This is a genomic window from Mesorhizobium sp. CNPSo 4670 (genome assembly GCF_057784235.1).
Window position 1 is genome coordinate 164,629 of the sequence record NZ_JBWJFQ010000007.1, and the last position, 21,987, is coordinate 186,615.

The 21,987-nt window shown below is 62.3% G+C and carries 22 protein-coding genes; 13 read left to right on the forward strand and 9 right to left on the reverse strand.

The window, feature by feature from the left end:
• Nucleotides 1-39: 39 nt before the first annotated feature.
• Together AC0ZT5_RS14605 and AC0ZT5_RS14610 are read left to right on the forward strand one after the other, a co-directional pair.
• Nucleotides 40-663 carry a hypothetical protein gene (locus AC0ZT5_RS14605; protein ID WP_488497003.1) on the forward strand — a complete coding sequence of 208 codons (624 nt, stop codon included), beginning with the start codon at nt 40-42 and terminating at the stop codon, nt 661-663.
• A 155-nt stretch (nt 664-818) separates the two neighbouring features.
• Nucleotides 819-1,754 (forward strand): ribose-phosphate pyrophosphokinase, encoded by a 936-nt coding sequence (locus AC0ZT5_RS14610; protein WP_019860650.1) that lies wholly within the window; start codon nt 819-821, stop codon nt 1,752-1,754.
• A 17-nt stretch (nt 1,755-1,771) separates the two neighbouring features.
• Here AC0ZT5_RS14610 and AC0ZT5_RS14615 read toward each other — a convergent pair whose 3' ends face one another.
• Nucleotides 1,772-2,668: an SDR family oxidoreductase gene (locus tag AC0ZT5_RS14615; RefSeq protein WP_488497004.1), complete on the reverse strand. Its 897-nt coding sequence runs from the start codon at nt 2,666-2,668 to the stop codon at nt 1,772-1,774.
• A 124-nt stretch (nt 2,669-2,792) separates the two neighbouring features.
• On the opposite strand from AC0ZT5_RS14615, the gene AC0ZT5_RS14620 reads away from it, so the two are divergent.
• Nucleotides 2,793-3,767: an AraC family transcriptional regulator gene (locus AC0ZT5_RS14620; protein WP_488497005.1), complete on the forward strand. Its 975-nt coding sequence runs from the start codon at nt 2,793-2,795 to the stop codon at nt 3,765-3,767.
• Between the two features lie 21 nt (nt 3,768-3,788).
• Here the strand turns inward: AC0ZT5_RS14620 and AC0ZT5_RS14625 are convergent, their stop codons facing one another.
• Nucleotides 3,789-4,667 carry an AraC family transcriptional regulator gene (locus AC0ZT5_RS14625; RefSeq protein ID WP_488497006.1) on the reverse strand — a complete coding sequence of 293 codons (879 nt, stop codon included), beginning with the start codon at nt 4,665-4,667 and terminating at the stop codon, nt 3,789-3,791.
• A 152-nt stretch (nt 4,668-4,819) separates the two neighbouring features.
• On the opposite strand from AC0ZT5_RS14625, the gene AC0ZT5_RS14630 reads away from it, so the two are divergent.
• Together AC0ZT5_RS14630 and AC0ZT5_RS14635 are read left to right on the forward strand one after the other, a co-directional pair.
• Nucleotides 4,820-6,064 (forward strand): MFS transporter, encoded by a 1,245-nt coding sequence (locus AC0ZT5_RS14630; RefSeq protein WP_488497007.1) that lies wholly within the window; start codon nt 4,820-4,822, stop codon nt 6,062-6,064.
• A gap of 227 nt (nt 6,065-6,291) precedes the next feature.
• Nucleotides 6,292-7,041, forward strand: coding sequence for an SDR family oxidoreductase (locus AC0ZT5_RS14635; RefSeq protein ID WP_488497008.1), 750 nt, complete (start codon nt 6,292-6,294; stop codon nt 7,039-7,041).
• A 62-nt stretch (nt 7,042-7,103) separates the two neighbouring features.
• Here AC0ZT5_RS14635 and AC0ZT5_RS14640 read toward each other — a convergent pair whose 3' ends face one another.
• Entirely contained in the window at nt 7,104-7,967 is an 864-nt protein-coding gene (locus AC0ZT5_RS14640; protein WP_488497009.1) for an alpha/beta fold hydrolase, read from the reverse strand.
• Nucleotides 7,968-8,119: 152 nt separating this feature from the next.
• On the opposite strand from AC0ZT5_RS14640, the gene AC0ZT5_RS14645 reads away from it, so the two are divergent.
• Complete coding sequence (locus AC0ZT5_RS14645; protein ID WP_488497010.1) at nt 8,120-8,548, forward strand: MarR family winged helix-turn-helix transcriptional regulator; 429 nt, start codon at nt 8,120-8,122, stop codon at nt 8,546-8,548.
• 56 nt (nt 8,549-8,604) lie between these two features.
• Here the strand turns inward: AC0ZT5_RS14645 and AC0ZT5_RS14650 are convergent, their stop codons facing one another.
• The gene (locus AC0ZT5_RS14650) at nt 8,605-10,599 is read right to left on the reverse strand and encodes a putative bifunctional diguanylate cyclase/phosphodiesterase (protein WP_477289592.1); all 1,995 of its coding nucleotides are present in this window, start codon (nt 10,597-10,599) and stop codon (nt 8,605-8,607) included.
• A gap of 306 nt (nt 10,600-10,905) precedes the next feature.
• On the opposite strand from AC0ZT5_RS14650, the gene AC0ZT5_RS14655 reads away from it, so the two are divergent.
• The 7 genes from AC0ZT5_RS14655 (at nt 10,906) to AC0ZT5_RS14685 (ending at nt 16,957) form a co-directional block, all read left to right on the forward strand.
• Nucleotides 10,906-11,940, forward strand: coding sequence for a class I SAM-dependent methyltransferase (locus AC0ZT5_RS14655; protein ID WP_488497011.1), 1,035 nt, complete (start codon nt 10,906-10,908; stop codon nt 11,938-11,940).
• A gap of 165 nt (nt 11,941-12,105) precedes the next feature.
• A complete protein-coding gene (locus AC0ZT5_RS14660; RefSeq protein WP_184874668.1) occupies nt 12,106-12,747 on the forward strand; it encodes a 50S ribosomal protein L25/general stress protein Ctc in 642 nt (213 codons plus the stop codon).
• A 23-nt stretch (nt 12,748-12,770) separates the two neighbouring features.
• A complete protein-coding gene (gene pth, locus AC0ZT5_RS14665) occupies nt 12,771-13,493 on the forward strand; it encodes an aminoacyl-tRNA hydrolase (RefSeq protein ID WP_488497012.1) in 723 nt (240 codons plus the stop codon).
• Nucleotides 13,494-13,592: 99 nt separating this feature from the next.
• Complete coding sequence (gene ychF, locus AC0ZT5_RS14670) at nt 13,593-14,696, forward strand: redox-regulated ATPase YchF (RefSeq protein WP_488497013.1); 1,104 nt, start codon at nt 13,593-13,595, stop codon at nt 14,694-14,696.
• Nucleotides 14,697-14,920: 224 nt separating this feature from the next.
• Complete coding sequence (gene corA, locus AC0ZT5_RS14675) at nt 14,921-15,895, forward strand: magnesium/cobalt transporter CorA (RefSeq protein ID WP_488497014.1); 975 nt, start codon at nt 14,921-14,923, stop codon at nt 15,893-15,895.
• Between the two features lie 124 nt (nt 15,896-16,019).
• Nucleotides 16,020-16,490 carry a MaoC family dehydratase gene (locus tag AC0ZT5_RS14680; protein WP_488497015.1) on the forward strand — a complete coding sequence of 157 codons (471 nt, stop codon included), beginning with the start codon at nt 16,020-16,022 and terminating at the stop codon, nt 16,488-16,490.
• The gene (locus AC0ZT5_RS14685; protein ID WP_488497016.1) at nt 16,487-16,957 is read left to right on the forward strand and encodes a MaoC family dehydratase; all 471 of its coding nucleotides are present in this window, start codon (nt 16,487-16,489) and stop codon (nt 16,955-16,957) included. The genes AC0ZT5_RS14680 and AC0ZT5_RS14685 overlap by 4 nt, the downstream gene beginning before the upstream one ends.
• 122 nt (nt 16,958-17,079) lie before the next feature.
• Here AC0ZT5_RS14685 and AC0ZT5_RS14690 read toward each other — a convergent pair whose 3' ends face one another.
• The 5 genes from AC0ZT5_RS14690 to AC0ZT5_RS14710 form a co-directional block, all read right to left on the reverse strand.
• The gene (locus AC0ZT5_RS14690) at nt 17,080-17,625 is read right to left on the reverse strand and encodes an adenine phosphoribosyltransferase (protein WP_488497017.1); all 546 of its coding nucleotides are present in this window, start codon (nt 17,623-17,625) and stop codon (nt 17,080-17,082) included.
• A 9-nt stretch (nt 17,626-17,634) separates the two neighbouring features.
• Nucleotides 17,635-18,780 (reverse strand): alpha-hydroxy acid oxidase, encoded by a 1,146-nt coding sequence (locus AC0ZT5_RS14695; protein ID WP_488497018.1) that lies wholly within the window; start codon nt 18,778-18,780, stop codon nt 17,635-17,637.
• A 180-nt stretch (nt 18,781-18,960) separates the two neighbouring features.
• On the reverse strand, nt 18,961-19,656 hold the full coding sequence (locus AC0ZT5_RS14700) for an acid phosphatase (RefSeq protein WP_184874675.1): 696 nt from the start codon (nt 19,654-19,656) through the stop codon (nt 18,961-18,963).
• Nucleotides 19,657-19,785: 129 nt separating this feature from the next.
• Nucleotides 19,786-20,658: a cytochrome c1 gene (locus AC0ZT5_RS14705; RefSeq protein WP_488497019.1), complete on the reverse strand. Its 873-nt coding sequence runs from the start codon at nt 20,656-20,658 to the stop codon at nt 19,786-19,788.
• 27 nt (nt 20,659-20,685) lie between these two features.
• Nucleotides 20,686-21,987: a cytochrome b gene (locus AC0ZT5_RS14710; protein WP_477289524.1), complete on the reverse strand. Its 1,302-nt coding sequence runs from the start codon at nt 21,985-21,987 to the stop codon at nt 20,686-20,688.

A 21,987-nucleotide genomic window follows, 5' to 3' on the forward strand; every position in this document is an offset into this window, starting at 1 on the left:
ACAATGGGAGGCGTTCTTCGCCAAGGAGTTAGAAGGCAAATGAGACGATCGCATGTGACGACCGTGTCATTGCTTGTGGCATTGACTCTTGCCGCCTGCACCAACGCAAAGGACGTTCTCGAACCCTCCGCCATCACCCCGCCGGGGACCTCGACGCCGTCGACGCCAAGCACCCAGGGCGGCGCCGTCCCCGCCCCGTCGCCCGCCGACCCCGCCATTGCGGGCAATCCCGCAACCACCGCGCCGATCTCGCCAGCCCAAAGCGCTGCCATCCTGTCGAAGACCCGCCTGCAGATCGCGCCGATCGTCGGTGCTTCAGTGGAGGCCGCCACGCCGCTGACCGCGGAATTGCAGACACGCGCCAGGCAACGTGGCATCACGCTTGCCGGCAGCACCGACCAGACCGCGACCCATGTGCTCAAGGGTTATTTCTCGGCGATATCGGAAGGCAAGGACACCACCGTCATCTATGTCTGGGACGTCTACGACCCAGCCGGCAACCGGCTGCACCGCATAAACGGCCAGCAGAAGTCGGCTTCGGTCAATTCCGGCAACAGCGGGGGCGGCGACAGCTGGAAAGGGGTCTCACCGGCGACAATGCAGGCAATCGCCGACCAGACCATCGACCAGTTCGCGGCCTGGCTTGTCGGCAAGGCGGGCTGAGGTGTTGCCCGCTGGCGATGGCGCGAGGCTTTCTTGAGATTAGCCGGCGGATTCCCGATCTCGGCGCTTGCAATACCGGCGCGGGCCGCTAAAAGCCCGGTTAAAAGGTGCAGGAGAGTCTGTCTGATCTCTCCATCCTCCACCAGGAACGGTGCATGAAACTCTTCGCGGGCAATTCCAACAGGGTGCTGGCCGAAGCGGTCGCCCGCTATCTCAACATCCCGCTGGGCAAGGCCAGTGTCAGGCGCTTCGCCGACCAGGAAATCTTCGTCGAAATCCAGGAAAATGTGCGCGGCGAGGATGTCTTCATCCTGCAGTCGACCTCATTCCCGACCAACGATCACCTGATGGAACTGCTCATCATGATCGATGCCTTCATGCGCTCGTCGGCCAAGCGCATCACGGCGGTGATTCCCTATTTCGGCTACGCCAGGCAGGACCGCCGCGCCTCCGGCCGCACGCCGATCTCGGCCAAGCTGGTCGCCAACATGATCACCCGCGCCGGCGTCGACCGTGTTCTGACGCTCGACCTGCATGCCGGCCAGATCCAGGGCTTTTTCGACATCCCGACTGACAATCTGTTTTCGGTGCCGGTCATGGCCCGCGACGTGAAGGCGAAGTACAAGCAGCTCGGCAATGTCGTGGTGGTGTCGCCCGATATCGGCGGCGTAGTGCGCGCCCGTGCGCTGGCCAAGCGCTTCGACGCGCAGCTGGCCATCGTCGACAAGCGCCGCGAGCGTCCGGGCGAATCGGAAGTCATGAACATCATCGGCGCCGTTGCCGGCAAGGATTGCCTGCTGATCGACGACATCGTCGATTCCGGCGGCACGCTGTGCAATGCCGCCGATGCGCTGCTGGCCAACGGCGCCACCAGCGTCACCGCCTACATCACCCACGGTGTCCTGTCGGGCGGCGCCGTCGCCCGCATCAGCGGCTCGAAGCTGCAGGAACTGGTGATCACCGATTCCATCCAGCCGACGCAAGGCGTGCTCGACGCTCCGAACATCCGCGTCATCTCGATCGCCGACCTGATGGGCGAGGCCATCTCACGCACGGCAACCGAGGAATCGGTGTCGAGCCTGTTCGACTAGGCCCGCCCGAAACAGCCTCAACCTTCGAAATAGCCGGGACGATCGAGGTCGGCAATCAACCCCGGCTGCATCGGCTGCCATCCCAGCGCCTGCCTGGTCTGCTCGCTGCAAGCAGGCCAATCCATGCCGAAGAAGTGGCCGAGGAAGCCGAAATGGTCGGCTGCTTCCTCGCGGGTTTTGGAGACCACAGGCAGCTTCAGCCGGCGGCCGATGATCTCGGCGATCTCGCGCGTCGGTACACCCTGGTCGGCAACGCCGTGATACCTGGCTCCCCCGGTCCCCTTCTCGAGTGCCAGCCTGAAGAGCCTGGCGGCGTCCAGCCGGTGCACTGCAGGCCAGCGGTTCGTCCCGTCGCCAATATAGGCCGAAACGCCTTTTTGACGCGCGATGCCGATCAGCATCGGTACGAAGCCATGATCGCCGTCGCCGTGGACCGAGGGTGAAAGACGCACCGCCGAGGCGCGCACGCCGCGCGCCGCCAGCGCTTCGGCCGTCACTTCCGAGGCACGGGGATAGGAAGCGGATGGGGGAACAGGCGCGTCGCCCTCGCTCGCCATGCTGCCGGCCGGCGTCAGCAGCGCCAGGCCGGATGTGACGAGCAAGGGCCGCTCGGAGCCTTCGAGTTCCGCCCCGAGCGTCTCGATGGCGCGCCGGTCGGCCTCGCAATTCGCCGCGAATTTCGAGAAGTCATGGTTGAAGGCGGTGTGGATGACGCCATCCGAAAGGGCCGCTCCACTGCGCAGGCTTTCCAGTTCCTCGATATCGCCGCGATGCGCCTTGGCGCCCGCAGCGACAATCGACCTCGCACCTGCATCCGAACGGGCGAGGCCAAGCACCTGATGGCCCGCTCCAATGAGCTCCCGCACAACCGCCGAACCGACAAAACCGGTGGCACCGGTGACAAATACACGCATCGCGATTTCTCCTTTGTTTGGTCAAGGGCCGCACTGGCAGCCCGTTGCCGAGGAGATACGGGATTGAGGAAATACGATCTATGCTGTAAAGTCCGTATTATCTTCGCAATCGTCCGGAATGCTCATGGATCCGCTCTCAGATGTGCTGTCGCTGCTGAAGCCGCGCAATTACCTGTCCGCCGGGCTGGAGGCCGGTGGCGACTGGTCGATCCAGTTCCCCGACCAGCAGGCAGCCATCAAATGCGGTGCCGTGGTATCCGGCCAATGCTGGCTGTCCGTGGACGGCGTCGCGGATCCGGTCCGGCTGGAGACGGGCGACTGTTTCCTGCTGCCGCGCGGGCGACCTTTCCGCCTTGCCAGCGACATGGACCTGCCGTCGGTCGATGCCCGCACCATCTTTTCCCCAGCCCGCACCGGTGGCGTCACCTCGCATAATGGCGGCGGCGATTTCCTTCTCGTCAGCAGCCGCTTTGCCCTATCCGGGGACCACGCCGGCATCCTGTTGCGGATGTTGCCGCCGATCGTCCACATCCGCAGCGACTCCGATCATTCGGCGTTGCGCCGGCCGGTGGAGCGGATGATGCAGGAATTGCGCGAGCGCCGGCCGGGTGGCTTTCTCATCGTCGAGCATCTCGCCCACATGATCCTGATCGAGGCCTTGCGCCTGCATATGGCGGAGGGCTTGCGGGGCGGCGTCGGCTGGCTGTTTGCGCTGGCCGACAAACAGATCGGCGCGGCGATCGGAGCCATGCACGAAGACCCGTCGCATGGCTGGACATTGCAGGCGCTGGCCGAGCGCGCCGGCATGTCGCGGTCGACCTTTGCCCTGAAATTCAAGGCAATGGTCGGCGCTCCGCCGATGGACTACCTGACGCGCTGGCGCATGCTCTTGGCCGGCGACAGGTTGGCGAGTTCCAGCGATCCTGTTTCCGTCATTGCGCTCTCGCTCGGCTACGAATCCGAAAGCGCCTTCAGCACCGCCTTCAAGCGGGTGATGGGCTGTTCGCCACGCCAACACAGTCGTGGCCGGGCGCCGGCTTCCGCCCCGCATGGCGAGGAGATCATCCGCACCAGCCTGCCCGAGCCGGTCGCGGGCTGAAGGCCGCGCATAACGCCGAAATCATGGACTTTCCAACCGAAGCGCAGCGCTTGGCCGACGTATGCCTTCGCCGCTGTCACGCGCACCGCGCATGTAGCCGCGCGGCGACGCGCCCAGCATGCGCTTGAACATGGTGATGAAGGCCGGCACGCTGTCATAGCCGAGATCGAGCGCCACCCTGGTGATCGGCTCGCCGTCGGCCAGCCGCGGCAGGGCTGCAAACAGGCAGGCCTGCTGGCGCCAGGTCGACAGCGACAGGCCGGTCTGGCGCTGGAAGGCGCGTGTGAAGGAGCGGCGGCTCATACCGGCGGCGTCCGCCCATTCGTCGATCGTCGCATGCGGCGAAGGTGCCGCCACGAAGCGCCGGCAGAGTGCCGCCAGCCTGGGATCGGACGGGAACGGCAGGCCGAGTGGCCTTTCCGGCAGGGTCGGGATTTCATGCAGCAGGAGATTCATGATCAGCCCGCCACGCCCTTCCAGCACGCCGCCTTGGGGCAGCTTCTCGGACTCCACGATCAGGCTGTGCATCAGGTCGGTGACGCCGACCACCCGCAAGCCTTCCGGCAGCCCCGGAATAGCCTGCGGCATGACATAGACCGAACGCATCGAGACGTCGCCCAGCATCTCGACCGAATGCTCGGTGCCGGCCGGAATCCACATCGCATGATCGGGCGGCACCATCCAGCGCCCATGGCGCGTGGTCACCAGCACGACGCCGACCAGCGCGTGCAGCAACTGGTTGCGGCTGTGGCGGTGTTGCGGCACATGATAGCCGTCGGGATATTCGGTCGGCAGCGCCACCGCCGGCCCGACTGCTTGCTCCAGCCACAGCCAGCGGCGCTCGTGCAATTGCTCGAGGTTGGCATTACCCGTGTGAAAGATTTCCCTGCCGTGCGGCATTGGGTATGGCCCACTTGCGAAACTATTGGACCAAACCACGAAAGAAGTCGCCCCGCAAGCGGCTTATAAGGCAACCGTCCTAGTGCGGTCTGCAGGAGCGTCCGCCAGAGCTGCCCGCGGGCGTGCCCGCCAAAAAGACCACGGAGCCTACCTTGACCGATACGACAGCCGCCAGCGTCGCGCCACCAGCGACCGTCAGTCACGCTTCAGCCCAGGCGACGGCCTTCACCGTCATCCTGGCGGTGAGCTTCTGCCACTGCATCAATGACATCATGCAGTCGCTGCTATCGGCCATCTATCCCTTGCTGAAAGAGAATTACGGCCTCGACTTCTGGCAGATCGGCCTCCTGACCTTCACCTTTCAGGTGACCGCATCGCTGCTGCAGCCAGTGATCGGCATGGTCACCGACAAGCGCCCGATGCCCTATTCGCTGCCCTACGGCATGGCGTCGTCGCTGATCGGCCTGGTCGTGCTCGCCTATGCCGGGCACTATTCGCTGCTGCTGATCGGCGCCTCGCTGATCGGCATCGGCTCGGCGATCTTCCATCCGGAATCCTCGCGCATCGCCCGCTTTGCGTCGGGCGGTCGCTTCGGCCTTGCGCAGTCACTGTTCCAGGTCGGCGGGAATTTCGGCCAGTCGATGGGGCCGCTGCTGGCTGCCTTCATCGTCGTGCCGTTCGGCCAGACCAGCATCTCGTGGTTCGCCGTCGGATCGCTGATCGGCATCATCGTGCTGTGGCAGGTCGGCGGCTGGTACAGCCGCCTGCGCGCCGCACAGGGCAACCGCAAGACGGCAACCTTCGTCTCGCCCTTCCCGCGCCGCAAGGTGATGAATGCATTGATCGTGCTGACCCTGCTGGTGTTGAGCAAGAACGCCTACATCGCCAGCCTCGCCAGCTACTACACCTTCTATTCCATCCATAAATTCGGCGTTTCCGTGCAGATGTCGCAGGTCATGCTGTTCCTGTTCCTCGGCTCCTCGGCACTCGGCATCCTGCTCGGCGGCCCGTTCGGCGACCGCTATGGGCAGAAAGCGATGATCTGGTTCTCGATCGTCGGCGTGCTGCCCTTCACGCTGGCCCTGCCCTATGCCAACCTCGAATGGACGATGGTGCTGACGGTGCTGATCGGCCTGATCCTGTCTTCGGCCTTCTCCAACATCGTCGTCTTTGCGCAGGAACTGGTGCCGGGACGTGTCGGCATGATTGCCGGCATCTTCTTCGGCTTCGCCTTCGGCATGGGCGGCATCGCGGCCGCCGTGCTTGGCGTCGTCGCCGACATGAAGGGCATCGAGTTCGTCTTCCAGATCTGCTCGTATCTGCCGCTGCTCGGCCTGCTGACGGTGTTCCTGCCGAACATGCGGGAAGCCAGGAAGGCGGCGGCGGCAATCAGCTGATATCAGCCAGTCTTCAGGATTCTGAGTGAGGGCGTGGCAACTGCCACGCCCTCACTGATTCTTTCGTCATGCGCCGGGTAAAAGCCTGTTATTGTTCGAAAAACGTGCAACAAATGGCGCTGACGGCAAGGCTGGGTCAGCGAACGCCTTCAAGTTGAACATAAAGGTACCGGGCTCAGCGCGACTGATCGATGAGCAGCGCTCCGCGTCAGGAAAGGCAATCTGTAATGTCCAGGCTGAAAGACAAGGTCGCGCTGATTACGGGTGGCACCAGCGGCATCGGCTTGGTGACGGCGCGACGTTTCATTGAGGAAGGCGCGCGCGTCGCCATCACCGGTACCAATGCGGGCCGTCTCGAGGAAGCGCGCAAAATCTTGGGCGGCGATGTGCTCATCATCGCCTCCGACGCCGGAGATGCCGCCGCCCAAAGCGACATTGCGGGGCGGATCGGCGAAACCTTCGGCAAGCTCGACGCTCTCTTCCTCAACGCCGGCATCGCCGATCTGCGCCCGCTTGGCGACTGGACCGAGGCAGCGTTCGACAGGAGCATCGATGTCGACCTCAAGGGACCGTACTTCCTGGTCAAGGCGCTCGTTCCGCTGTTTTCGAACCCGTCATCGATCATCCTCAGCGGCTCGGTCAACGCGCATATGGGAATGGCAGGAACGCATGTCTATTCGCTGGCCAAGGCTGGCATGATTTCGCTGGCGCGGACGCTGTCGGGCGAACTGATAGGGCGCGGCATTCGCGCCAATGTAATCAGCCCGGGCCCGATCGACACACCGCTCAATGACAAACTTGGACTGGATCCGGCTGCGGCGAAGGCCCGCGCGAAAGCGGTGGTCGGCCTGGTGCCCGCGGGCCGCTTCGGAACCGCCGAGGAAATTGCCAATGCGGTGGTGTTTCTGGCCTCGGACGAATGCCCGTTCATGGTCGGTGCGGAAATGCTGATCGACGGCGGCTTGAGCATCGCCTGAAATCGGCAGGGCCTTAGCACCCGCCTGATGGCGGGTGCTTTTGTCTGCAACGTCGAAATATCCTATGCCTTGAAGAAGGCAAGCAGGTCGGCGTTGATGATGTCGGCATGGGTCGTGGCCATGCCATGCGGGAAGCCCTTGTAGACCTTGAGCTCGCCCTTCTTCAGCAGCTTGATCGTCAACAGTGCGGAGTCGGCAATGGGGACGATCTGGTCGTCGTCACCGTGCATGACCAGAACCGGCACGTCGATTGTCTTCAGGTCCTCGGTAAAGTCGGTCTCCGAGAAGGCCTTGATGCAATCATAGTGCGCCTTCGTGCCGCCCATCATGCCCTGGCGCCACCAATTGTCGATGACACCTTGCGAGACTTCCGCGCCTGGACGGTTGAACCCGTAGAACGGGCCAGCCGGAACGTCGCGGAAGAACTGGGCGCGGTTGGCTGCCTGGGCGGAGCGGAAACCGTCGAAAACCTCGATCGGCAGGCCGCCGGGATTGGCTGGGGTCTTGAGCATGATCGGCGGCACGGCGCCGATCAGCACCGCCTTGGCGACACGACCACCCGAACCATACTGGGCGACGTAGCGCGCCACCTCGCCGCCGCCGGTCGAGTGGCCGACATGGATCGCGCCCTTGAGGTCCAGGTGCGCCGCGAGTGCCGCGACATCGGCGGCGTAGGTGTCCATCTCGTTGCCGATATCCGTCTGGGTCGAACGGCCGTGACCACGGCGATCATGGGCAATGACGCGATAGCCCTTGGACAGGAAGAACAGCATCTGGGCGTCCCAGTCGTCGCTGCTCAATGGCCAGCCATGATGGAAGACGATCGGCTGACCGGTCCCCCAGTCCTTGTAGTAGATCTGCGTTCCGTCCTTGGTGGTGATCGTGCCGCTGCCTGAGCTGGGCTTGGATTGCGAAGCTTGGTTCATCTCAATCTTCCTTCGATTGTTGTCGCGATAAACAATATCGCGATGTCGACACGCCTAGCGTAGCTCAAACCCCTTGTCCATGGAAATATGTATCGCGATATCATTTTTCGTGGTATGGACTTGGCGCCTGTATTGGCAAGAAGGAATCCGCCGTGCCTCTCCCGTTGGACAATCAGCTCTGTTTCACGCTCTACGCCACCAGCATGGCGATCAATCGCACCTACAAGCCGATGCTGGACGAGATGGGCATCACCTATCCGCAATATCTCGTGCTCAACGCGCTGGCAGAGGCCGACGGCATGTCGGTCGGCACCATCGCGCACCGGCTTGCGTTGGAATCGAGCACGGTGACGCCGCTGGTGAAGCGGATGGAACAGGCAGGGCTGGTGAGGCGCCAGCGCAGCCAGGTTGACGAGCGCCAGGTGCAGGTCGACCTGACCGCAACCGGCCGCGCGGTGCTTGTGCGATGCAACTGCCTGAATGAGACCTTGATCGAGCGCTCGGGCATGACGCTGGCACAGCTTGATGCCTTGAACCGGCAGATCCAGGCGCTGCGCAATGCGCTGACCGGCGACCAATAGCCAGCCGCCAACAGCAGTCTAGGCCAAAGGCCACAGCGCCGCCGCCCGCACGACTATCATGCGGACTTGAGCACGGTGAATGAGCGTTTGCGGAGGGTCCGCTTTGCCTGGAAACTGGCGGCTGGAGCGGGACGGCCGACATGGAAGCCCTGGACTTTGTCGATGCCGAATTCGCGCATAAGGGCCATCTGCTCGTCCGTTTCCACCCCTTCGACCAGGATTTTGTGGCCGCGATTTCGGACCAGGGTGATAATGTCTTGGAGCATTGCCTTGCCGTTCGGGGCGCTGCAGTCGTGCAGAAACGAGCGGTCGATCTTCACCGTATCGAAATCGATAAGACGAAGCCACGAAAGGCCGGCGAAGCCCGTCCCAAAGTCATCGAGCCATATCTTGATGCCGAGCAGCTTCAGGTCGCTGATGCAGCGAAGAATGTCCGAGTGCATCTCCATTTCCAGTCCTTCGGTGATTTCGAAGGCCAGCCTGCTGCCGGCGACGCCGGTCTCGCCCAAAATGGTCGCGACAGACGTTGCGAAGCCCGGTGTCTTGAGCTGAATTGGAGAGACGTTGACACTGACGACGCGGACGTGGTCGTCCGCCAAAAGCTCGGAGCACACCGTCCTTATTGCCCAGCGCCCGAGTTCCAGGATCGCGCCGGTTCGTTCGGCGACGGGAATGAACAGGCTCGGCGGAACCGATGTGCCGTCCAGCATTCTGAGGCGCATCAGAGCCTCTACGGCTTCAACGCGGTCCGATTTGACATCCTGGATAGGTTGATAAACCAGCGAGACGAGATTCTGGCCGATCGCAATCTTCAGCAAAGCCGCGATGTTCTCGCTTTCATCGCTACTCTGGGGATCGGTCGGATCGAACAGCCGAGCGCAATTTCGACCACCGGCTTTTGCCAGATAGAGCGCGCGATCGGCCTCGTGGATGATCTTCTCCAGCTTGGCGCCAGTCTGCGTCCTGGTGAATGCCGCGCCAACGCTCACTGTCACGATCGAGACACCGTCGCGCCGCAGCTCGTGGGTAAGCGCCAGGCTCTCCACCGTGCTGCAAATGGCTTCGGCCAGATCCATGATCTGTTCTTTTCTCTCCACGCGAGCCAGGACAATGAATTCTTCCCCGCCGTAGCGGCCGATCGAGCCGCTATACTGCTTGATCATTTCGCTAAGGGCATTGGCGACATGGATCAGGCAACGGTCGCCTTCTTGATGGCCGTAGCAGTCATTGAACTTTTTGAAGAAGTCCACGTCGATGAGGATCGCCCCAAAACTGGTGCCAACCCGTTGCCAGTCGCTCCAGTAGTCCCGCAGCTTTTCGTCGATCGCCCGCCGATTTTCGAGACCCGTAAGCGGATCGGTCCGCGACAGCCTCAGCAGGGCCTTGCCCCGTTCGGTCGCCTCGTTGTGCTGAATTTTGGCTTCCAGGGCGTTCAGGAAGACGTTGTAGCGCTCCTCATTCAGTTTCCAGTTCACATATGAGGTGAATGTGAAGCAGGAAATGTAGAAAGTTCCAAACACCAGCTTGTATGTTAGCGTAGAAGGCACAAAGTAGTTTACGACATACAATATGCATAGGATTATAGTTGAGGTTATAATAGAAACTTTGAATCTGAACGTGAAGAATAGATTGGCACTCATCATGAAGATGGTGCCGAAGACCATATAATAAGAGACGCTTTCCTTGTCCGCGCCCATAACCGCTGGGGACAACCAGCCGACATAGCCAAAGATAATCGCCCCGGCGCAAGTGATGTCGAGCCATTCCGTCCCGACGCCATGGCGAAGCTGCATTTCCAGGATCAAAAGCGCGGTCAGTCCGACCGCGAAGCGCGCCGTGATCGTGTAGGCGGCCACATCTGGGATAAGCAGCAGGTCAGTTGCCGAAAACAGCACATAGATGGCAACGGCCATCCAAAGCCCGGGCCTGGCTTCTCCTCTTCGCGTCGTTTGGGCTTCCGTTCGGTAAAGGCTGCGAAGCTCGTCGGACGCCAGTTCGTAACGCGGTTCGTACGGCTCGGCATCAGCCGCTTCGGCCAATACGGATGCCACGCGTTCGTCCATCACAACGAACCCCGTCTGAAGAGGATCCTGTAGTCCGAACTCATCTCTAGCTTCTGCCCTCACGCAGGCCGGCTCCTTGGGGCGCAACAGCGATTGCGACGCCGGGGAAACAAATGCAATCGAGCAAGACAAGTTTCCGTTAACTCGAACGCGGAATCCGACCCAGAATCGGCCTAACGATCGAACATGGTTTGCGGGAAATTAATCATACCGATAAAATGCACCCGACCCGCCATTGGCAAATGGAGCATTCTACGCAATAAGTTAACTGACTGTTAACTATGGAGTGATGGGTTGCAAACCGTGTTTGATGGCAAAAGCCTGATTACTGCCAAGATGATCGCCAGCAGTCTCCGTCGGGGAACGATCGAGCATCATGGCGAAGAGTTCGAAAACGCTCGCGCGGAGCTGGCGCTCATTCTCAGCGCGACACAGCAGCAAATCGAACAACGAAAAGACCCCGCCGAGATCATTCGTCGCCTGATGTCGCACCTCAATGCGACGCGTTCCAAGGTTCACCCCGACGTTTGGCAAGCATTGATACCGGTGGTGCAGGGCCACCCGGTCCTGGAGTATTTTCTCGAGGATCCGCTGACGCGGTGGTCCTTCAGCAAGCCCAGGGGGTATTCTGGCGACGCTGAGTTGCTCGATTACATCTATTGTGATCCGCACGTGGCTGAGAGCGTGGAAAACGCCTCGGAGACCGGCAAGGCGCTCTATACCCACACCCAGGACGTGCCGTCGTGCGTTGCGGCACGGGAACGACGCGATCTCTTGACCCGATATGTTGATGAGGCTGCGGCCAAGAACGGACCGCAAACCGAGGTCCTGGCGATCGCGGCCGGCCATTTGCGGGAGGCCAATCGCTCAGTCGCCCTGGCGGAGGGCCGTCTCAAGCGCTGGGTTGCGCTCGATCAGGATCCTCAGAGCGTCGGATTGATCTCGCGCGACTTCCAGGGCACCGCGATCGAGGCCATCGACGGCTCGGTGCGGACCGTGCTCACGAGGGGCCACAAGCTGGGCCAGTTCGACCTGATCTACGCCTCCGGCCTTTACGACTACCTTGCGCACAACGTTGCCGTGAAACTCACGAAGACCTGCCTGCAGATGTTGAAGCCGAACGGGACATTCCTGTTCGCGAACTACGCGGAGGGCAATCCTGACGCCGGGTACCGAGAGACGTTCATGGACTGGGTGTTACTGCTGCGGTCGGAAGTCGACATGTGGAACATCGTCAATGCCAGCGTCGACCGCAACACCGTCGAGGCCAAGGTGTTCTTTGGCGAGAACCGCAACGTGTTGTACGCCGTCATCGAAAAGCGCGGCTAGCCTTTGGCTTGCACCTCCGGCCACCTTCCGCTATAGAGCCGCCACCCGCGTAGACACCCTTGGAGGCAACGCGGCGGAAAGCCGCCTCACCCGGCGGCTTTCGACGTTTACGGCCAAGCACGTTGCCGGCCGCGAACGCTCCAGAACAAACCGAAAGGAAATGCCATGAGCCACGACACTTACGAGCTCAAGGCCGAAGCACGCGAACAGGTCGGTAAGGGGTCCGCCCGTGCAGTTCGCCGCAACGGTAAAGTGCCTGCAGTAATTTATGGTGACAAGCAGCCTCCCCTGGCCATCGCGCTCACCTACAAGGACATCTACTACAAGATCCATGGCGGCGGGTTTCTGACCACGATCGCCACGATCGATGTCGACGGCAAGAAGATCCAGGTCCTGCCGAAGGACTTCCAGCTCGACCCGGTCAAGGATTTTCCTGTCCATGTCGACTTCCTGCGCATCGGCAAGGACACCGAGGTCAATGTCGACGTGCCTGTCCACTTCATCAACGAGGACAAGTCGCCCGGCATCAAGCGCGGCGGCGTGCTCAACATCGTGCGTCACGAAGTCGAGTTCCACTGCCCGGCCAATGCGATCCCGGAATTCATCACCGTCGATCTCACCGGCGCCGACATCGGCGATTCGATCCACATCTCGGCGGTCAAGCTGCCGGCCGGTGTGAAGCCTGTCATCTCCGACCGCGACTTCACCATCGCGACCATTGCCGGTTCGTCGGCGATGAAGCCGGAGACGGAAGTCACGGCCGAAGTGGCGACCCCTGAAGCGGCCCCTGCCGCCGAAGAGAAGTAACTCTTTCACGCCCGGAGCAGGCGATGCTGCTGTTTGCAGGTCTCGGCAATCCGGGCGCGAAATACGCCAACAACCGGCACAATGTCGGCTTCATGGCGGCGGACGCAATCGCCCGCCGCCATTCCTTTTCGCCCTGGTCGAAGAAATTTCAGGGTCTGATTAGCGAAGGCACGCTTGGCGGCGAAAAGATCGTCCTGATCAAGCCGCAGACCTTCATGAACCTGTCCGGCCAGTCGGTCGGCGAAGCGCTGCGCTTCTACAAGCTCGAGCTTTCCGCGCTCACCGTCTTCTACGACGAGATCGACCTTGCCGAGGGCAAGCTGCGCATCAAGACCGGCGGCGGCGCCGGCGGCCACAACGGCATCCGCTCGATCGACGGCCATCTCGGCAACGCCTATCGCCGCGTGCGCATCGGCGTCGGCCATCCCGGCGTCAAGGAAATGGTCCAGCACCATGTGCTCGGCGATTTCGACAAGGTCGACCGCGAATGGCTGGAGCCGCTGCTCGACGCGGTCGCCGACAACGCCGCCATGATCGTCAAGGGCGACGAATCCGGCTTCATGAACAAGGCCAGCCTCGCCGTCCAGGGCAAGGCGGCGCCGGAGCCGGAAAAGCCGGCGCCGAAGCAGCCGGCGCCAAAGCAGCAAAGTCACGTCCGCCAGGCTCGGCAGCAGCAGCCGGCGGTCAAACTGCCGGAAAGCGGCCCGATGGCCGCGATGCTGAAGAAACTCTTCGGCAAGGAGTGAACGCGGCAGGAGCGTGCGGCGTTACAGGGCTTGACGTTGATCACCCCTATCGCCCATAGCCCCTGATCAAATTTCGATTTCCCGATAGGACCGGACAAAATGGGTTTCAAATGCGGCATCGTTGGCTTGCCCAATGTCGGCAAGTCGACGCTTTTCAACGCGCTGACCAGGACGGCGGCGGCGCAGGCCGCCAACTATCCGTTCTGCACCATCGAACCGAACACCGGCGAGGTGGCGGTGCCCGATCCGCGCCTGCAGAAGATCGCGGCGGTCGCCAAGTCGAAGGAGATCATCCCTACCCGCATCTCCTTCGTCGACATTGCCGGCCTGGTGCGTGGCGCCTCGAAGGGCGAAGGCCTGGGCAACCAGTTCCTCGCCAACATCCGCGAGGTTGACGCCATCGTGCACGTGCTGCGCTGCTTCGAGGATGACGACATCACCCATGTCGAGGGCCGCATCGACCCCGTCGCCGACGCCGAGACGGTCGAGACCGAGCTGATGCTCGCCGATCTCGACAGCCTCGAGCGCCGCGTCGTGCAGATCCGCAAGCGCGCCGGCAGCAAGGACAAGGAAGCGACGACCGTGCTGCCGCTGATGGAGGCAGCGCTCGAGCTGTTGCAAGCCGGCAAGCCGACGCGGATCCTGCTCAAGGGTATTTCCGCCGAGGACCTGCGCATCTTGCAGGGGCTGAACCTCCTGACCTCGCATCCCGTGCTCTATGTCTGCAATGTCGCCGAGGCCGACGCCGCCACCGGCAACGAGCACACAAAGGCCGTGGAAAAGATGGCCGCCGCGCAAGGCGCCAGCACCGTGGTGATCTCGGCCGCCATCGAAGCGGAAGTCGCCCAGCTCTCGGACGAAGAGGAGATGGAATTCCTGTCGTCGCTCGGCCTCGACGAGCCCGGCCTGAACAAGGTCATCCGCGCCGGCTACGAGCTGTTGCAGCTGATCACCTATTTCACCGCCGGGCCTAAGGAAACGCGCGCCTGGACCGTGCACAAGGGCGCCAAGGCGCCGCAGGCGGCCGGCGTCATCCACACCGATTTCGAGCGCGGCTTCATCCGCGCCCAGACCATTGCCTACAACGACTTCATCACGCTGGGCGGTGAAGTGGCGGCCAAGGAAGCCGGCAAGGCGCGCGACGAAGGCAAGGAATATGTCGTCCAGGACGGCGACGTCCTGCTGTTCAAGTTCAACACCTGATTTCGTGAGCGTCACGCCTGACGGCAACTCTTCCTGGGGCCGCCTTCCGACGAGTTTTTCGAGCCGCCGAGGGTCATTCGCCCGCCAGTTGCTTGTCTTGATTTTGTCACGCCACAGGTCTAAGCGGCAGGCACACGGTCGGCGCATGCGCCGGAGAGCCGTGCAATCCGACACGACGCGTCCATCTGAACGCACCCTTTAGCTCTAGCAAGGGAGACCCGGCGATGATCAAGGCCTTCGTCGTGGACAATGACCGCTTGCGCGTCATCGACGATCTCCTGGCAAACAGCGAGGGCGTCGTCTGGGCCGATCTGCTCAACCCGACAAAGGAAGAGGAAGCGACCATCGAGAGCTGGCTCGGCGTCGCCATTCCGACGCGCGAGGAGATGGAGGAGATCGAGATTTCGAGCCGCCTCTATGTCGAGGACGGCGCCTACTTCATGACCGCCACCCTGCCCGCCCAAACCGAGGTCGACGATCCCCTGATGTCGCCGGTCACCTTCGTGCTCGCCGGCAGCAAGCTGATCACCGTGCGCTACCACGAACCGAAGGCGTTCAAGACCTTTCCGCAGCGCGCCGAGAAGGTGGCGACCGGCTGCACCAGCGGCGACACCATCCTGATCGGCTTGCTGGAGGCGATCGTTGATCGCCTCGCCGATATCCTGGAGCGCGCCGGCCGCGACATCGAGGCGATCTCACGCGATATCTTCGAGGCGCGGTCGACCAAGGTTTCCAAGCGCAATCGCGACTTCCAGGAGCTCCTGAAAGCCATCGGCCGCAAGGAGGACATCGCCTCCTCGATCCGCGACAGCCTGATCTCGCTGCAGCGCCTCGCCGGCTTTTTCGCCCACGCCTCGACCCGGACCAAGATGAGCAAGGACACCAAGGCGCGCATCAAGACGCTGTCGCGCGACGTGCTGTCGCTCGCCGACCACGCCACGTTCCTGTCACAGAAGATCAGCTTCCTGCTCGACGCCACGCTCGGCATGATCTCGATCGAGCAGAACGCCATCATCAAGATCTTCTCGGTCGCCGCCGTCATCTTCCTGCCGCCGACGCTGGTGGCTTCGATCTACGGCATGAATTTCGACATCATCCCCGAGCTCAAATGGGAGCTCGGCTATCCCTTCGCGATCGGCCTGATGATCCTGTCAGCGATCCTGCCCTTCTGGTATTTCCGCCGCCGCGGCTGGCTTTGACCCGTCCGCCAAAGGCCATGCGGCCACGACGTGGCGCTATAGAAATCTCTTGACCAAACGGCGCCCTGCCTGCATCCGGAAACCCCGATCCGAAATCGTGGGTCTATGAACCGGATTCCAGACCATGACCGCAAAAACTTGGGCCTATGAGGACTTCGTCGAGGGCGCCCTGTTCGACCTCGGCAGCAAGCAAGTGAGCGCCGCCGAAATCGTCGAATTCGCCAGCGAATTCGACGCGCAGCCCATGCATCTCGATGAGGAAGCCGGCAAGGCGAGCATCCTCGGCGGCCTCTCCGCTTCGGGCTGGCATACCTCAGCCATCTTCATGCGCATGCTGTGCGATGCTTTCCTGCTCGACTCCACCTGCCAGGGGTCGCCCGGCGTCGATCAGGTGAAATGGAAGAAGCCGGTGCTGGCCGGCGACACGCTGACAGGAAGCCTGGTGGTTGTCACCAAGCGCCTGTCGCGGTCGAAGCCGCAGCTCGGCTTCGTCACCATGCGCAGCGAACTGCTCAACCAGCGCGGCGAAAGTGTCTTCGAGCTCGAAAACTCCGTCATGTTCCTCACGCGCGACGCTGCCGGGAGCCCAGCATGACACTGGATGAATTCTTCCGCATCGGCACCACCGTTACGCTCGGCTCGCACACATTCGAGCCCGAGGCGATCAAGGCGTTCGCCAGGAAATACGACCCGCAGATCTTCCATATCGACGAGGAAGCCGCCAAGAAGAGCGTGCTCGGCGGGCTCTGCGCGTCGGGCTGGCACACGGCCGCGACCTGGATGAAACTCAATCTGGCAAGCAGCATGGACGCCGAGATCGCTGCGTGGAGCGGCCCCGGCCCGGTGCCGGAATTCGGCCCCTCGCCCGGCTTCAAGAACCTGAAATGGCTGAAGCCGGTCTATGCCGGGCAAACGATCACCTTTACGCGTACGGCACTTTCCCACCGCCCGATCGCCTCACGCCCGGGCTGGCGGCTGCTGGCGCTGCGTTGCGAGGCCTTCGGTTCGACCGGCGACAAGGTGCTGGAGTTCGAAAGCGCAGTGCTGGTGAAGGTGGAGTAAGCCCGGCGCTCCTTCCGTTCTCCGCCTGTGGGAGAAGACGTCGGCGCTCCCTGGAACACCCCTCATCCGACCGAGCTTCGCTCGGCCACGTTCTCCCACAAGGGGAGAAGGCAAGGGGCCCCTCAATGCCCTTCAAACCCGATCAGCGTTCTCACCGGCACGCCGAGCGCTTCGAGCTTGGCGCGGCCGCCGAGATCCGGCAGGTCGATGACGAAGCAAGCGGCAAGGATGTCGGCGCCGATCTGCCGCAGCAGCTTGACCGCCGCTTCCGCGGTGCCGCCCGTGGCGATCAGATCGTCCACCAAGATCACCTTCTCGCCCGGCGAAACGCCGTCCTTGTGCATCTCCATCTCGTCCAGCCCGTATTCAAGGCTGTAGGCGACACGCACAGTCTCGAAAGGCAGCTTGCCCTTCTTGCGGATCGGCACGAAGCCGGCCGAGAGCTGATGGGCGATGGCGCCGCCAAGGATGAAACCCCGCGCCTCGATGCCGGCGATCTTGTCGATCTTTTGGCCGGCATAGGGATGCACCAGCTCGTCAATGGCGCGGCGGAAGGCGCGCGCATTGCCGAGCAGCGTGGTGATGTCGCGAAACAGGATGCCGGGCTTGGGATAATCCGGAATGGTGCGGATCGCGGCAAGCAATGAGTCTTCGAGGGAGGATTTCATGGGTCGAGATTACCTGAAACGGAGATTCTTGCGCGACAATTGTTCGATCGAACTGCAGCCCATCAGCTTCATGCCGCGCTCGATCTCGACCCGCATCTGTTCGAGTGCCCGTTCGACGCCCGGCTGGCCGGCCGCCGCGAGCGGGAACAGATAGTAGCGGCCCACGCCGACCGCCTTGGCGCCGAGCGACAGCGCCTTCAGCACATGCGTGCCGCGCTGCACGCCGCCATCCATGATGACGTCGATCTTGTCGCCGACCGCATCGACGATCTCGGCAAGCTGGTCGAACGCCGCCCGCGAACCATCCAGTTGCCGGCCGCCATGGTTCGACAGCACGATGCCGCTGCAGCCGATCTCGACGGCGCGTTTGGCGTCCTCCACCGACATGACGCCCTTGAGGCAGAACGGACCCGACCACAGCCTGACCATCTCGGCGACATCGTCCCACGTCATCGACGGGTCGAGCATCTCGGTGAAGTAACGGCTGATCGACATGGTGCCGCCGCCCATGTCGACATGCTCATCCAGTTGCGGCAGCTTGAACCCCTCATGGGTGAAATAATTGATTGCCCAGGCCGGCTTGATCGCGAACTGCAGCATTCCGGCCAGGTTGAGCTTGAAGGGGATGGCAAAGCCGGTGCGTTTGTCGCGCTCGCGGTTTCCCCCTGTGATGCTGTCGACGGTCAGCATCATCACTTCGACGCCAACCTCCTTTGCCCGCTGCATCATCGCCCGGTTGAGGCCGCGATCCCGGTGGAAATAGAACTGGTAGACCTGCGGGCCGCTGCTGATCCCGCGCGCCTCCTCGAGGCTGACGGTGCCAAGCGAGGAGACGCCGAACATCGTGCCGTACTTGGCGGCCGCCTTGGCGACCGCGCGCTCGCCCTGATGGTGGAACAGCCGCTGCAAGGCGGTCGGCGAGCAATAGACCGGCATCGCCAGCTTCTGGCCCATCACCGTCACCGACAAGTCGATCTCGCTGACGCCACGCAGGACGTTGGGAACCAGGTCGCAGGTCTCGAAGCTTTCGGTGTTGCGGCGATAGGTGACTTCATCGTCCGCCGCGCCGTCGATGTAGTCGAAGATCGGTCCCGGCAGCCGCCGCTGCGCCATGCGGCGGAAATCGGAAAAATTGTGACAGTCGCTGAGCCGCATCATTGATTTCCAGACGTCATATCGGGGCAATCGCTTCGCCACCGTTTGGTGCGTCGAATATCAACCTGTTGTCTCCATGCCAACGGCCTAATTGCCGAGCTGCCCCACGAGCTACAACCGCACGCACAAAAAGGGGCGCCCGAAGCGCCCCTTGCGTCGAAAACCGGCAACTGGCGAAGATTACATGCCGAGATCGGAACGAAGCTCGGCTTTGGCCACGTCGTATTCGGCCTTGAAGTCGTCCCGGTTGAGCAGGACGGCGGCGATCACGCTGCCGGAAATCTTGCCCATCTCGACGTCGGACGCATAGTGGATACCGCCGACCTCACGATTGTGGGCGTATTCAGCCGCACGCGCCATGATCTCGGCGCGCTTTTCCGGAACCATGTCGGACAGGATGATGCCCATCATGGTGCCGACGGTGGCATGGCCGGAAGGCCACGAACCCGAGCTGGACAGCTTGACCGCGGGCTTGACGAGGTCGCTGAGCTGGTGCGGACGCGGACGCTTCCAGACATCCTTGGCCGGATCGACGACAGCGCCTTCGGTGGCCACCACGCGATCGAAGAAAGCACTGAATTTCGGCAGCGTTTCCTTGTTGAACTTCGGCCCCATGACATTGGCGAAGCGCCAGACATTCTCCTCGGCGTCGGCAACTGCGCTGGCCACCATCTCAGGTGTGCGCGTCACCTGCAGAGTCAGCACCTCGCCAAGTTCGGCCTTGGTCTGCGCCGAGTCGTTTGCCGGCGGCGGCGGCAGGATCATCGTCAGGTCGACATCCTTGTTTGTGACGAAGGGCTGGGCGTCTTCTGCTTGCGCGGCCGAGCCGACGATGAGCAGCAGCAAGCCTGCCGCGAGCGATGCGTATCTTTTCATGAGTGCGATCCTTTGATGAGAGCGGCACAGGATCGCCAGATGCGGTGACGGCCATGTGACACCACGGGCCCCCCAAATACAAAAGGGCGCCTTTCGGCGCCCTTTTGTGATCGTATGGCTGTGCGCGGTTTAGTGCGCCACGCCTTCCCACACCTTGCGCTTGGTGAGATAGACCAGCGCGCCGAACAGGAGCAGGAACACCAGCACGCGGAAGCCAGTCTTCTTGCGGTCTTCCATGTGCGGCTCGGCCGCCCACATCAGGAAGGCCGACACGTCGCGGGCATACTGATCGACCGTCTGCGGCGAGCCGTCATCATAAGTCACCTGTCCGTCGGAGAGCGGCTTGGGCATCTTCAGCGACACGCCCGACACGAAGTATGGGTTGTAATGGGTGCCCTCCGGAATGACCATGCCGGCAGGCGGCGTCTGGTCGTAGCCGGTCAGCAGCGAATGGATGTAGTCCGGCCCGCCCGCGGCATACTGGGTGAAGATGTCGAAGACGAACTGCGGGAAGCCGCGCTCGACGCCGCGCGCTTTGGCTAGCAGCGACATGTCGGGCGGAGCAGCACCACCATTGGCGGATGCAGCCGCCTGCTCGTTGGGGAAAGGCGGCGGGAAATAATCGGACGGCTTGCCGGGGCGATCGAACATGTCGCCGGCATCGTTGGGGCCGTCATGGATCGTGTACCCGGCCGACAGCGACTTGATCTGCGCGTCGGAATAGCCGAGGTCCGACAGCGTACGGAATGCCACGAGATTCATCGAGTGACAGGCCGAGCAGACTTCCTTGTAAACCTTCAGGCCGCGCTGCAACTGCGCTTTGTCATAGGTGCCGAACGGGCCGGCAAAGCTCCAGCTGATTTCCTTCGGCTCATCAATCGGAAAATGCGTCGGCGCGGCCGCGTTGTGTGCCTCTTCGGCTGCGATCGCCCAAGTGCCTGCGGCCCCAGTGCCGGCGGCCACAAGGCCGATCAGCGCCAGCGAGGTGAGAATCTTTTTCATGCCAAATCCCCTTAGATTCTCTACCGCTCAGCCCTTGGTCTCTGGTGAGGCCGCGGCACCCGCCAGATGTCCGCCGCCGCCCTTGTTCTTCTCGAGCACAGCCTCGGTGATCGAATTCGGCAGCCGCCGCGGTGTCTCGATCAGCCCGAGCACCGGCAGCGCGACCAGGAAGAAGGCGAAGTAGAACAGCGTCGCCATCTGCGCCATGAACACATAGCTGCCCTCGGCAGGCTGCGAGCCCAGCCAGCCAAGCAGGACGGCGTCAGCGACGAACAGCCAGAAGAACAGTTTGTACCAGGGCCGGTAGACAGCCGAACGCACCTTCGAAGTGTCGAGCCACGGCACCAGGAACAGCATGACGATGGCGCCGAACATGCAGATCACGCCGCCGAGCTTGGAATTGATCGGCCCGATGTTGAAAGTGATGGCGCGCAGGATCGCGTAGAACGGCAGGAAGTACCATTCAGGCACAATATGCGCCGGTGTCTTCAACGGATTGGCTACGATGTAATTGTCGGGTGCCATAAGAAAATTCGGAATGTAGAAGACGAAATAGGCAAAGAAGAACAGGAACACGATCGAACCGAACGCGTCCTTGATGGTCGCATAGGGGGTGAAGGCGACGGTGTCGGTCTTCGACTTGACCTCGATGCCGGTCGGATTGCTCTGGCCGGTGACGTGCAATGCCCAGATATGCAGAATGACGACCCCGGCGATCATGAACGGCAAGAGGTAGTGCAGCGAGAAAAAGCGGTTCAGTGTCGGATTGTCGACGGCGAAGCCGCCGAGCAGCAGCTGCTGGATCCATTCGCCGACCAGCGGGATGGCGCTGAAGAAGCCGGTGATGACGGTGGCGCCCCAGAAGCTCATCTGTCCCCAAGGCAGCACGTAGCCCATGAAGGCCGTCGCCATCATCAGGAGGTAGATGATGCAGCCGAGGATCCACAGCAGCTCGCGCGGCGCCTTGTAGGAGCCGTAGTAGAGGCCGCGAAAGATGTGGACATAAACGGCCATAAAGAAGAACGAGGCGCCTGTGGCATGGAGATAGCGCAACAGCCATCCAGAATTCACGTCGCGCATGATCTTCTCGACCGAATCGAAGGCGAGAGTGGTGTCGGCCGCATAGTGCATGGCCAGCACGATGCCGGTGATGATCTGCGACGCCAGCATGATCGCCAGGATGCCGCCGAAGGTCCAGGCATAGTTGAGGTTGCGTGGTACCGGATAGGCGATGAAGCTGTCATAGACCAGCCGCGGCAACGGCAGGCGGGCGTCGAACCAGCGTTCGATACCGGTCTTGGGCGTATAGGTCGAGTGTCCCTCGCTCAT

Bases quoted from the DNA above. Each gene is read 5' to 3' on its own strand.
- AC0ZT5_RS14700 (WP_184874675.1), bottom strand. From the start codon at position 19,656: ATGAAAAGATACGCATCGCTCGCGGCAGGCTTGCTGCTGCTCATCGTC.
- AC0ZT5_RS14690 (WP_488497017.1), bottom strand. From the start codon at position 17,625: ATGAAATCCTCCCTCGAAGACTCATTGCTTGCCGCGATCCGCACCATT.
- AC0ZT5_RS14615 (WP_488497004.1), bottom strand. From the start codon at position 2,668: ATGCGTGTATTTGTCACCGGTGCCACCGGTTTTGTCGGTTCGGCGGTT.
- ychF (WP_488497013.1), top strand. From the start codon at position 13,593: ATGGGTTTCAAATGCGGCATCGTTGGCTTGCCCAATGTCGGCAAGTCG.
- AC0ZT5_RS14710 (WP_477289524.1), bottom strand. From the start codon at position 21,987: ATGAGCGAGGGACACTCGACCTATACGCCCAAGACCGGTATCGAACGC.
- pth (WP_488497012.1), top strand. From the start codon at position 12,771: ATGCTGCTGTTTGCAGGTCTCGGCAATCCGGGCGCGAAATACGCCAAC.
- AC0ZT5_RS14605 (WP_488497003.1), top strand. From the start codon at position 40: ATGAGACGATCGCATGTGACGACCGTGTCATTGCTTGTGGCATTGACT.
- AC0ZT5_RS14635 (WP_488497008.1), top strand. From the start codon at position 6,292: ATGTCCAGGCTGAAAGACAAGGTCGCGCTGATTACGGGTGGCACCAGC.
- AC0ZT5_RS14625 (WP_488497006.1), bottom strand. From the start codon at position 4,667: ATGCCGCACGGCAGGGAAATCTTTCACACGGGTAATGCCAACCTCGAG.
- AC0ZT5_RS14705 (WP_488497019.1), bottom strand. From the start codon at position 20,658: ATGAAAAAGATTCTCACCTCGCTGGCGCTGATCGGCCTTGTGGCCGCC.
- AC0ZT5_RS14660 (WP_184874668.1), top strand. From the start codon at position 12,106: ATGAGCCACGACACTTACGAGCTCAAGGCCGAAGCACGCGAACAGGTC.
- AC0ZT5_RS14610 (WP_019860650.1), top strand. From the start codon at position 819: ATGAAACTCTTCGCGGGCAATTCCAACAGGGTGCTGGCCGAAGCGGTC.
- AC0ZT5_RS14640 (WP_488497009.1), bottom strand. From the start codon at position 7,967: ATGAACCAAGCTTCGCAATCCAAGCCCAGCTCAGGCAGCGGCACGATC.
- AC0ZT5_RS14695 (WP_488497018.1), bottom strand. From the start codon at position 18,780: ATGCGGCTCAGCGACTGTCACAATTTTTCCGATTTCCGCCGCATGGCG.
- AC0ZT5_RS14685 (WP_488497016.1), top strand. From the start codon at position 16,487: ATGACACTGGATGAATTCTTCCGCATCGGCACCACCGTTACGCTCGGC.
- AC0ZT5_RS14680 (WP_488497015.1), top strand. From the start codon at position 16,020: ATGACCGCAAAAACTTGGGCCTATGAGGACTTCGTCGAGGGCGCCCTG.
- AC0ZT5_RS14620 (WP_488497005.1), top strand. From the start codon at position 2,793: ATGGATCCGCTCTCAGATGTGCTGTCGCTGCTGAAGCCGCGCAATTAC.
- corA (WP_488497014.1), top strand. From the start codon at position 14,921: ATGATCAAGGCCTTCGTCGTGGACAATGACCGCTTGCGCGTCATCGAC.